Source organism: Dyadobacter sp. HNCC25DJ184, assembly GCF_056895215.1.
Window position 1 is genome coordinate 217,370 of record NZ_JBXHAQ010000004.1, and the last position, 11,716, is coordinate 229,085.

Genomic DNA, 11,716 nt, shown 5'->3' on the forward strand with positions numbered 1-11,716 from the left:
CAGAATTAATAAATCGTTAAATTTACGATTCGCAAAAAGTTAAAAATATCCAGCCAACACACCAAATGGAAATCACAAATACTTCATATACAGCTCAAACTTATACTTCCGACGAAGCATATCAGGCTTCATTAAAATACTTCAAGGGCGACGACCTGGCTGCACGTGTTTGGGTTAACAAATATGCGCTTAAGGACTCCCAGGGAGCGATTTATGAATTAACGCCAGATGATATGCACAAGCGTATCGCCAGCGAAATCGCAAGAATTGAAAAACAATATCCCAACCCTATGACGGACGACGAGATTTTTGATTTAATCAAAAATTTCAAATATATCATTCCGCAGGGAAGTCCGATGACGGGTATTGGAAATCCCTTCCAGATCGCTTCGTTATCAAACTGTTTTGTGATCGGAAATGATGGCTCGTCTGATTCATATGGCGGGATCATGAAAATTGATCAGGAGCAGGTGCAATTGATGAAACGCCGTGGTGGTGTTGGACACGACTTGTCGCATATCAGGCCGAAGGGTTCTCCAGTAAAGAACTCCGCATTGACATCTACAGGAATTGTGCCCTTTATGGAGCGCTATTCCAATTCTACGCGAGAAGTAGCTCAGGATGGCCGCCGCGGAGCACTTATGCTATCAGTGGCGATCAAACATCCTGACTCTGAAGATTTTATCGATGCAAAAATGGAGCAGGGCAAGGTAACAGGAGCCAATGTTTCTGTCCGTATCGACAACGAATTTATGCGGGCCGTTGAAGCTGGTAAGTCTTATACGCAGCAATATCCGGTTTACAGTGCCGAACCTGTTTATCAAAAAGATATTGATGCAAAAGCACTTTGGAAAAAGATCATCCACAATGCATGGCGTTCGGCAGAACCGGGAATTTTGTTCTGGGATACGATCATCAACGAATCGGTACCTGACTGTTATGCCGATTTGGGATATAAGACCGTATCAACAAACCCGTGCGGTGAGATTCCGCTTTGTCCATATGACTCTTGCAGGTTGCTGGCGATCAACCTTTTCTCTTATGTTGACCAGCCTTTTACTTCCAAAGCAAGTTTCAACTGGGATCTTTTCCGTAAGCATATTTCCGCCGCTCAGCGCATGATGGACGACATCATCGACCTTGAATTGGAGAAGGTAGATGCGATTCTTCAAAAAATTGATGAAGATCCGGAGACCGATGAAGTAAAAGCTATCGAGAAAAATCTTTGGCTCAAGATCAAAACCAAGGCTAACGAAGGTCGCAGAACGGGTATTGGAATCACTGCAGAAGGAGATATGCTTGCTGCTCTTGGCCTGCGATATGGTAGTCAGGAAGGAACCGACTTCTCTGTTGAAATTCACAAAACTGTTGCTCTGGAGGCCTATCGCAGCTCCGTACATACTGCAAAAGAAAGAGGTGCATTTGCGATTTTCGACTCGGAAAGAGAGAAAAACAATCCTTTCATATTGAGATTGAAAGAGGCCGACGCTCAGTTGTATTACGAAATGCTGGAATATGGCAGAAGAAACATCGCGCTTCTGACCATTGCGCCTACTGGAACTACGAGTTTGATGTCTCAGACAACGTCCGGAATTGAGCCCGTTTTTCTTCCTGTTTACAAGAGAAGAAGAAAAGTTAATCCTAACGACAAAGATGTCCGAGTTGATTTTGTAGATGAGGTTGGTGATTCGTGGGAAGAATATATTGTTTTCCACCACCGTTTTAAGCAATGGATGGAAGTAAATGGTCATGACATTTCGGTTAATTATTCTGAAAAAGAATTGGATGATCTGGTGCGTCAATCTCCATATTATAAGGCTACTTCCAACGATGTCAATTACCTGAATAAGGTAAAAATGCAGGGAGCAATCCAGAAATGGGTAGACCACTCGATCAGTGTTACGATCAACATGCCGAACGACGTGACGGAAGAGTTGGTGGAAGAATGCTACATGGAGGCTTGGAAGGCAGGCTGCAAAGGAGTTACGGTATATAGAGATGGTTCGCGATCGGGCGTTCTGATTTCTGCATCTGAAAAAACCGCAGAACCGGAAACTGCTGAAGGCAAAACGCCTTTCCCGACTACACGCCCGCAGGTTTTGCAAGCGGATGTGGTACGTTTCCAAAATAAAAAGGACAAATGGATCGCCTTTATCGGTTTGATTGACGATCAACCATATGAAATTTTCACGGGTTTTGCCGATGATGAAGATGGTATATTGATCCCACGCTGGGTAAATGAAGGATTGATCATTAAAAACCGCGAGGCTGATGGAAGTTCGCGCTACGATTTCCAATATAAAAATACGCGTGGCTATAAAACTACGATTGAAGGATTGTCTCACAAATTCAATCCGGAGTACTGGAACTACGCCAAGCTGATTTCCAGTACATTACGCCACGGAATGGCGATCGAAAAAGTAGTGGATCTGATCAGTAGTTTGCAATTGGACGAAGCAATCAATACATGGAAAAACGGTGTTGCCCGCGCTTTAAAGAGATATGTACCGGACGGTACTGAAGTAAAAAAACAATCTTGTCAGAACTGTAATTCAACAAACCTGATGTATCAGGAAGGTTGCCTTACCTGTAAAGATTGCGGATCATCGAAATGCGGTTGATAATTGGTTTTATACTTGCCAGGTTCCAGACTTACAAGGTTTTGAAAATCTGGTAAGTCTGAAATAAAAACGGGAGCCCCAAACTGAGCTCCCGTTTTTCTTGAAAATCATTTAAATAAACCCTACTCTACCACTCCCAAATAATTAAACGGGGTGATCTGACGTAGTTCTTCTCTTATTTTTTCAGAAACATCCAGTGTTTCAACGAATTTCGATATCGAATCCTGGGTGATTTTATCGTTAGTTCTGGTCAATTCTTTCAACGCCTCGTAAGGTTTCGGATATCCTTCACGACGTAATATTGTCTGAATTGCTTCTGAAACAACTGCCCAGTTTTCTTCCAATTCCGACTTCAGCATATCGAGGTTGAGCTCAACTTTACCAAGTCCCTTTAGCAATGAATTCAAAGCAATGGCCAAATGAGAAACCGGCACTCCGATATTACGCAGCACAGTTGAATCTGTAAGATCCCGCTGCATACGTGAGATAGGAAGTTTGCCTGCAAAGTGCTCAAAAAGCGCAGATGCAAGCCCTAAATTACCTTCCGAATTTTCAAAATCAATCGGATTGACTTTGTGCGGCATCGCTGACGAACCTACTTCACCAGCCTTAATTTTTTGTTTGAAATAACCCATCGATATGTAAGTCCACATATCACGGTTCAAATCCGTCAGTATTGTATTGATTCTTTTCAGGCCGTCAAATATCGCTGCGAGGTTATCATAGTGCTCGATTTGGGTAGTATGCTTGCTTCTTTTCAAACCAAGCCCTTCCACAAAATGATTACCGAAAGCCATCCAGTCTTGCTTTGGATATGCCACGTGGTGCGCATTGAAATTTCCGGTCGCGCCTCCAAATTTGGCAGAATGCGGAACCTTGTCAAGCATTTCTATCTGACGCTCCAGTCTTTCCACAAATACCAAAAACTCCTTACCAACCCGAGTCGGGGAAGCGGGCTGGCCATGGGTGAAAGCAAGCATTGGTATATCACGCCATTCCAGTGACATTCTTTTTAAAACGAACAAAACCTGGCGAAAAAGGGGCTTGATCTGACGCTCCAGCGCGTCCTTAAGAGAAAGCGGGATAGCAGTATTGTTAATATCCTGAGACGTTAATCCTAAGTGAATAAACTCCTGATATGCCTCGATACCCAACTTTTCAAATTTCGTTTTGATAAAATATTCAACCGCCTTTACATCGTGGTTGGTCTCTTTTTCTGTCTCCTTAATCTGCAGGGCATCCTGCTCAGAAAAATCTTCATATATACTTCTCAGTGCAGCATAATTCTGCTTATCAAATTCAGATAGTTGCGGCAACGGAATCTCGCAAAGTGCGATAAAGTATTCTATTTCAACATACACTCGGTAATAAATAAGTGCATATTCAGAAAAGTAATTCGAAAGCTCAGATACCTGCTTGTAATAACGGCCGTCAACTGGTGAAATAGCCGTAAGTTGATTCAATAACATGATTTTCAGTACAAAAGATAGATTAGAGGACAAAGTTAGTAGAATTCACCAACCAAAACTGGTATACCGCGCATGAAATATTCTTTATGGTATTTGAGATAGAAATTTTAAAACAATTTACATATTCGTATTTTAATCCTTAATCATCACTTTCTTCATGCAACCATCCCCATTTCTTGGTGAACTAGTTGGCACCTTGGTTCTTATTCTTCTTGGCAATGGCGTGGTAGCCAATGTAGTTTTAAAAGGCACAAAAGGCAATAACGGGGGCTGGATAGTCATTACCGCTGGCTGGGGCTTCGCCGTGATGTTCGGCGTTTTTATAGCTACTGTTTTCGGAAGCCCCGCAGCACATCTGAACCCTGCCGTCACGATCGGGTTCGCCGTTCTTAACGATGATTATAGTTTGATTCCAAGCTTCATCCCTGCACAATTGATTGGTTCATTTTTAGGTGCAGTTTTAGTCTGGCTCCAGTACCTTCCACATTGGAGAGTTACAGAAGACCCGGGTTCCAAGCTGGCCTGCTTCGCAACAAATCCCGCGATCAGACTTGCAGGAGCTAATTTTTTGAGTGAATTTCTGGCGACAGCCGTACTAATCGTTGGTATCGTTGCAATTGGATTTGCCAATACTTCCGCTGCCACCAGAGGAGGAATACCCGCAGGCGTATCGCCGTATCTGGTGGGAATGCTGGTTTGGAGTTTGGGCTTGTCGATGGGTGGAACGACCGGATATGCAATTAACCCGGTGCGGGATTTAGGTCCTCGAATTGCACATGCGATTCTTCCTATTTCGGGCAAAGGAAGCTCAGAATGGCAATATGCATGGATACCCTTTGTTGCGCCGTTGGCCGGTGCTGCAGTAGCAGGTTTAATAATGAAAATGATTTCATTATAATTATATTAGACTATTAAACTCCAAACTTTCAGATCATGGCGAAAAAAATCTTCATTGTATTAATAGTCATTTTAGTTATTATTCAATTCATCCGACCTACGCCCAACGTATTGGCCGAGCAAAGTGCAACCGATATCGAAAAGCATTATGAGGTGCCGGAAAACGTAAAAGCCACTTTGAGCAAGGCTTGCCGCGACTGTCATTCGAACAATACTGTTTACCCATGGTATTGGAATATCCAGCCCGTGGCATGGTGGCTGGATGGTCATATCCGTGATGGTAAAAGACACTTCAATTTATCCGAATTTGCCTCTTATCCTCCGAAAAAGGCAGAACACAAACTCGAAGAATTGGTAGAATCGCAGGAAGATCATTGGATGCCGCTTGAATCGTATACCAAACTGCATTCAGAAGCCAGGCTGACTTCCACTGAATCCAAAGAATTGATCGACTGGGCTAATGCCCTTCGTCAAAAAATAAAATTAGAGAATCCAGCGGCTTTTGTAGGCGGAGATGACAAGGAAGAACATTAATTCACCAAAACCTCGTCCACAAAAACCCAGGCTTTTTGACCTTTTCCAGGATGCCAGGCAGGAAGTTTGCCCAACGGCTTGGCTATCACTTTTACGCAGGTTAATTGTTGTGGTGCAAAATCAGCAGTAAAAATTATATTTTTCACATTGGAAGTCGTTTTGTCCGGCATTTCGGGACTCAGGGTTTTCAATAAATGAAGATTCTTCTCATCCATTCCTCCCCATACCTCAATTTTGTGGGGAGGGAATATGAACCCGCCCACGTTTCTGAACATACTAAGTGTCACGCTCGAAGCCTGAACCGGTTTCTTGAACAATAGATATGCCTGAAAATCAGAATCCCGATATCCCAGCCATTTTCCGCTCGAACCGGATTCATCACTCTTCACCCCGTCTCTAATCGATAAGTCCAGTTTTGCGCGGTATTTAGGATCGGGCAGGTTTACAAGCCTCACACTATCAACAGGATATCCAGCTATTATAAAAAACTTCTCAACATCCTTACTTCCATACCAGCCCTTCTTAAATGCCTGCGCTTTAACTGTTGTATTCTTCTCAATAACAATCGGCTTGGTATATATCGGAGATTTTACACTATCCGGATCCGTTCCATCAAGCGTATATCGAATTTCTGTACCCGGAATCTGGTGTTTCATTTTGACAGGAACGCCGGGTTTCAATATCTGTTCTTCATTTTCAATAACGGGTGGATTGAGCGCCAGAACGATCGTGTCACTTCTGAAACCTGTCTCAAAATTGAGTTGCTTGTCGGATTTCAACTTTGCCAGATCTTCGGTTGAAATGCCTGTGCTCCAGACAAACACTTTCTTCAATGAAGGGATTTCTTTCAGTTTTTGAACCTCAGCAAAGGTTACTTTTGTACCGCTCAGTGAAACCTCGCGTATATTGTTCAGCTTTTTGAGCTCACCCAAAGTCGCTCCCGTCACATCCGTAAAATTTAATATCAGTGCTCTCAATTGCGGGAATTGAGCAATTGCTTTCAAGTCTTCGTCTTTGACCGGCATTTTACTCAAATCCATTGAGACGATTTGATCCTTCAGCCCGTTCAAATCGCTGATATCCGAACTTTTAAATGTAGCACGATTATAGAAATTCACTGCCAACGCCGGAGATTCCATCGCAATTGGCTTGATGCGTCGATAAGTGGTATTCAGCTTATTGATATCGTCTGAGCTCGCCGCTGCAAAGTCGTAAATCTCCTCTGTGCGACTTCCACCTAAAAGGTTCTGGGCATATACATATACAGGACTTCCTACCGGCAGACTTGTGACTTTCTGCTGGAAGTCTGAGCCTGCTTTTATCCAGGAAGCCAATAAGACCACCTCTTCGTCAGTCAATTGCGGTTTCCCACGAGGCGGCATATGCTTTTTATCATCTACAGGCAAATGAACTCTTGAAATCAAAAGACCCAGATCAGCTTTGGTTGTGTCCCACAGGATGCCATTTTTACCGCCCTTTTTCAACAACGCCTCTGTCTGCATCTGCAAGCCGCCTTTGTCCTTCTGTTCGTTATGGCATGAATAACATTTTTGCTCCAGGACGGGCTTCACCAAATCATTATAAACCTTGGCTTCTTCCAAACTTACCTTTGGAGCGTCAGTATCATCTTCGGAAAACTTTGCTGTCAAAAAGTCTTCCCCATGTGTCAGATTACCACCAAAGTGCCCTCCGATCATCAGCACAGCCACCATAGCCAGCGCCATAATCTTGGCAGGGATTTTCCATGGCAAGAAGAACCCTAGACTGCTATACCAAATAATACTTCCGAAAGAGATCGCAACGCCAAGCCACTTATGCCAGAAAAGTGTATTCCCGTCGTATCCCTGCTCCTTGGACAATATAAACCCCGAGAAGGCCGCAACCACCGATGATATTACTCCGATCAGCAATAAATTATTGGCGAGCTTTCCATGCCACCGGAGCGATTCGGGCTTCTCGACGATTATCACCCAAATTGCGTAGATGAGCAATACGACTAGCGGAAAATGTAGTATTAGAGGATGGAGTCGGCCGAAGGGTTGCATCCAGGAAGGAACGACAAATCTATCCTCAAAAACGAGTAGAAACGCGAGTAATCCATTTAAAAAAAAGGCCGAATTGTAAACAACAACCTTAACAGTCGCCCCAAGTGGAGCATTTTTAGAAATTTCAGCCATTAAGCAATAATACCTTTTACAAGTTTCCCGGCCACATCTGTAAGCCTGTATCGACGTCCCTGATGCTTATACACAAGTTTTTCATGGTCAAGACCCAATTGATTCAATATCGTAGCATGGAAATCATGAACGTGAACAGGATCTTTGGCAATATTGTATCCAAATTCGTCGGTCTCTCCATATACGATTCCCGGCTTGATGCCGCCGCCAGCCATCCAGACTGTAAATGCTCTTGGGTGGTGATCACGTCCATAGTTATCTTTTGTCAAGGTTCCCTGACAGTAATTTGTTCTCCCGAACTCGCCTCCCCATATCACCAACGTTTCGTCTAACAAACCTCTCTGTTTCAGATCAGTGACCAATGCAGCTGATGCCTGGTCAACATCCATACACTGCCCTTTTATTTCATTTGGAAGTCCTCCATGACTGTCCCAACCCTGGTGATATAGCTGAATAAACCTCACGCCCTGTTCCGATAATTTCCTCGCAAGCAAGCAGTTCGCAGCATAGGTACCAGGTACCAGACATTCGGGTCCATACATCTTCACAATGGATTCAGGCTCCTTGGTCATATCGGTAATTTCTGGCACAGCGGTTTGCATACGGAAGGCCATTTCGTACTGACTTATTTTGGTCGTAATCTCAGGATCACCAAATTCATCGAAAGTACCGGAATTAAGTTCCGCCAATTTATCGAGCATTTTGCGACGCTCATTCCTGTCCATTCCATCCGGATCATTCAGATACAACACCGGATTTTCACCGCTACTGAACTGTACTCCCTGATGAACTGAATCCAGGAACCCGTTTGTCCACAATTTCGAATATACCCCTTGCCCATTCCCCTTACCTCTGGACAACAGCACACAAAAACCGGGAAGGTTCTGATTTTCACTTCCCAAGCCATAACTTAGCCAGGCACCCATACTGGGACGGTTACCCACCTGCGCGCCTGTTTGAAAAAAAGTAAGCGCCGGATCGTGGTTAATCGCCTCTGTATTAAGGGTTTTGATAATACAAAGATCATCTACAATGCTCGACATATGCGGAAGCAATTCACTCATCCACGCTCCCGACTTGCCATATTGTTTGAAGTTGAAAACAGATCCTGCCAAAGGAAATTTGGTCTGGTTGGCAGTCATACCCGTCAATCTCTGACCGTTTCTGATCGATTCCGGTAAGTCTTGTCCGTGCATTTTATTCAACATCGGCTTGTAGTCAAACAAGTCGAGTTGTGACGGTGCGCCGTTTTGGAACAAATAGATCACGCGCTTTGCCTTTGGAGCAAAATGCGGAAGGCCCGCTACGAAATCGTTCATATCGCCTCCACCCGTACCTTTAAAAATATCGGGAATCAGCAAGGACCCCAATGCAGCACTCCCCACTCCCAGACTCAATTTCGATAGGAAATGACGTCTGGTGGTATTCATTCCAAAATCAAAAACCTGCTTTTCCATGTGTTTTAGCTGTTAGCTGTCGGCTATTAGCCGTTAGCTTTTAGTTTGGCTGCTAGTTTTTACTTATCAGCTTTAATTCTTTTCTTTTAACTCACTAGGTATGCTTGTTATTCCTCCATGCTTGTTAATGGCAGTCGCTATGAGCTAACCGTGCGACGCACTGCCCTAATAGCTAAGAGCTCCTCACGTTTTCGTGATGGTTTCTTCCATATTATATAGTGTACTGATCACTCGCATCAGCGCTGCTGTTTGATCTGCCGGAATCTTTTCTATATGTGGGAACTCACCTACATTCAGTATTCTTTCAGCCTGCTTTTTATTTTTTGCGAATGCAGATACCTCTTCGTTATAATAGTCTATTAGCACCTTCAATTCCTTCTCTGATGGCGCCCGACATACGATCCGTTGAAACGACTCTTTGATCTTATCTTCAACACCTTTATTCTCTTTAACCAGCCTTTCCGCCAATACACGCGACGCCTCCAGAACCGTTGGATCGTTCATCATCACCAAAGCCTGCAGGGGAGTGTTGGTATTCAGCCGCTTAACTTCACAATGATCCCGATTACTGGCATCAAATATGATCATGGATGGAGGCGGCACTGTGAGTTTGATGAATGTGTACATACCTCTTCGATATAACGCATCCCCTCTGTCCTGAACGTATTTGGAAAGCTGACCACGCCCGGAGGTTGCTGCTTCCCAAAGGCCCTTGGGTTGATATGGTTTTACACTCGGCCCACCGATTTTTGAATTCAACAATCCACTGCTGGACAGGACGATATCACGAATAAACTCGGCCGACAAACGATATCTCGCCCCTCGCGACAAATAGATATTCTCAGGGTCTTTTTCCTGTTTTTCTTTCGTTATTTTAGCGGACTGCCTATATGTAGCCGATGTTACAATTTGCTTAACCAGCCTTTTGATATCCCAATTGTGATCCATAAAATCGACGGCCAGCCAATCGAGCAGCTCAGGATTCGTCGGAAGTTCGCCTTGCATACCAAAATCCGCAGTGGATTTTACAATACCTCTTCCGAAAAACTCCTGCCATATCTGATTTACAAACACACGTGCAGTCAGCGGATTTTGCTTACTAACAGTCCATTTGGCTAATCCAAGCCGGTTTTTTTCAAAACGGGTCGTATCGAATTTTAGCACAGACGGAAGTCCTCTTGCTGTCACAACCCGACCTGGTGCATCATATACGCCGCGATTCAATATATGTGTCGCTCTCAAAGTGTCATTTTCGCCCATAACCGAAACCATCAAACCACTCGTATCGGGCTTATTAATAAATGTAAGCAGGCTTTTGGCCTCCGAATCAGAAATAGTCAAAATTGGAGTTTTCGCCAATTTGGTAACAGATATATCTCCTTCATATCCTTTTTCCCTTGAGTTATTAAAAAAGGCAAAAAGCCGGTAATAATCTTCCTGGGATATAGGATCGTATTTGTGATCGTGGCATTGCGCACACTCTACTGTAAGCCCCAGTACACCAGCACTATATGTTTTCGTTTTATCAATGTTATATTCAATTCGATACTCCTCTGGAATTACTCCTCCTTCCTCGGTATACTTATGATTCCTTAAAAAAGCGGTCGCCAGTACTTGTTCTTTATTGGCATTGGGAAGCATATCGCCCGCTAGTTGCCATGTCAAAAACTGATCGTAATGCATATTTCTGTTAAAAGCACTGATTAGCCAGTCGCGCCATGGCCATTGACTTCTGATTTCATCATCCTGATAACCATATGAATCGGCATATCTGGCCACATCCAGCCAGTGAACTGCCATTTTTTCTCCATATGCTTTTTTGGCAATTAGCTCATCGACCATTTTATCATATGCCTTATCGCTTTCGTCAGCCATGAACTTGTTCTGCATCTCGACAGTTGGGGGCAATCCGTTCAGATCAAGTGAAAGTCTTTTCAGCAAATGAACTTTGTCAGCCTCCTCGTTGGGCTTCAAACCCACCTCTTCCATACGGGAAAGCGTAAAACGATCGATTTCGTTTTTAACCCATTTTCCATTTTCCACTTCCGGCAACGCAGGTTTAACAGGTACTGAAAATGCCCAGTGTTTTTCATATTTCGCACCCTGTTCGATCCACTTTTTTACCAGCCCAACTTCATTTTCATTTAACAGACCCAAATGAGATTCAGGCGTAGGCATCTGATAATCAGGATCAGAAGATGTTACTCTTTTGTAAAGTTCTGATTCATCCACATTTCCAGGCACAATGGCATATCCTTTTCCATCTTTCAGTTTGGCATATGCACTTTCAGCCATATCAAGCCGCAGACCAGCTTCCCGCTTCTTGGCGTCGGGGCCGTGGCAAGCAAAACATTTGTCGGACAGGATGGGGCGAATATGAAAATTGTAAGAGACAACCTTGTCACCAGACTTCTTTAAAGCCCCGTTTTTTTGAAAACACGACACAGCAATTCCCAGAATAAACAGCACACATATCCCCGCCGCAAACCAACGCTTTACCATATTGACTCCTTTAATTCCTTAAACCTTTTCAATTCTTATATTTATGCCAAAGTTGCTGA

7 protein-coding genes are annotated in these 11,716 nt (G+C 43.7%); 3 read left to right on the forward strand and 4 right to left on the reverse strand.

The genetic code is table 11. The features are described from left to right. Window positions 1-65: 65 nt before the first annotated feature. Window positions 66-2,621, forward strand: a complete 2,556-nt coding sequence (locus tag AC1XUD_RS07895; RefSeq protein ID WP_483360428.1) for an adenosylcobalamin-dependent ribonucleoside-diphosphate reductase — start codon at window positions 66-68, stop codon at window positions 2,619-2,621. Between the two features lie 122 nt (window positions 2,622-2,743). Here the strand turns inward: AC1XUD_RS07895 and purB are convergent, their stop codons facing one another. Next, window positions 2,744-4,090, reverse strand: coding sequence for an adenylosuccinate lyase (purB, locus tag AC1XUD_RS07900; RefSeq protein WP_483360429.1), 1,347 nt, complete (start codon window positions 4,088-4,090; stop codon window positions 2,744-2,746). 157 nt (window positions 4,091-4,247) lie between these two features. On the opposite strand from purB, the gene AC1XUD_RS07905 reads away from it, so the two are divergent. Next, window positions 4,248-4,988, forward strand: coding sequence for an MIP/aquaporin family protein (locus AC1XUD_RS07905; protein ID WP_483360430.1), 741 nt, complete (start codon window positions 4,248-4,250; stop codon window positions 4,986-4,988). A gap of 35 nt (window positions 4,989-5,023) precedes the next feature. Further along, window positions 5,024-5,521, forward strand: a complete 498-nt coding sequence (locus AC1XUD_RS07910; RefSeq protein ID WP_483360431.1) for a heme-binding domain-containing protein — start codon at window positions 5,024-5,026, stop codon at window positions 5,519-5,521. Here AC1XUD_RS07910 and AC1XUD_RS07915 read toward each other — a convergent pair. The 3 genes from AC1XUD_RS07915 to AC1XUD_RS07925 all read right to left on the reverse strand — a co-directional run bounded on the left by AC1XUD_RS07915 (window position 5,518) and on the right by AC1XUD_RS07925 (window position 11,657). Then, window positions 5,518-7,698 (reverse strand): FN3 associated domain-containing protein, encoded by a 2,181-nt coding sequence (locus AC1XUD_RS07915; RefSeq protein ID WP_483360432.1) that lies wholly within the window; start codon window positions 7,696-7,698, stop codon window positions 5,518-5,520. The genes AC1XUD_RS07910 and AC1XUD_RS07915 overlap by 4 nt on opposite strands. Beyond that, window positions 7,698-9,155 (reverse strand): DUF1501 domain-containing protein, encoded by a 1,458-nt coding sequence (locus tag AC1XUD_RS07920; RefSeq protein ID WP_483360433.1) that lies wholly within the window; start codon window positions 9,153-9,155, stop codon window positions 7,698-7,700. Before AC1XUD_RS07920 ends, AC1XUD_RS07915 begins: the two co-directional genes overlap by 1 nt. Window positions 9,156-9,338: 183 nt before the next feature. Further along, a complete protein-coding gene (locus tag AC1XUD_RS07925; RefSeq protein ID WP_483360434.1) occupies window positions 9,339-11,657 on the reverse strand; it encodes a PSD1 and planctomycete cytochrome C domain-containing protein in 2,319 nt (772 codons plus the stop codon). Between the last annotated feature and the right edge of the window lie 59 nt (window positions 11,658-11,716).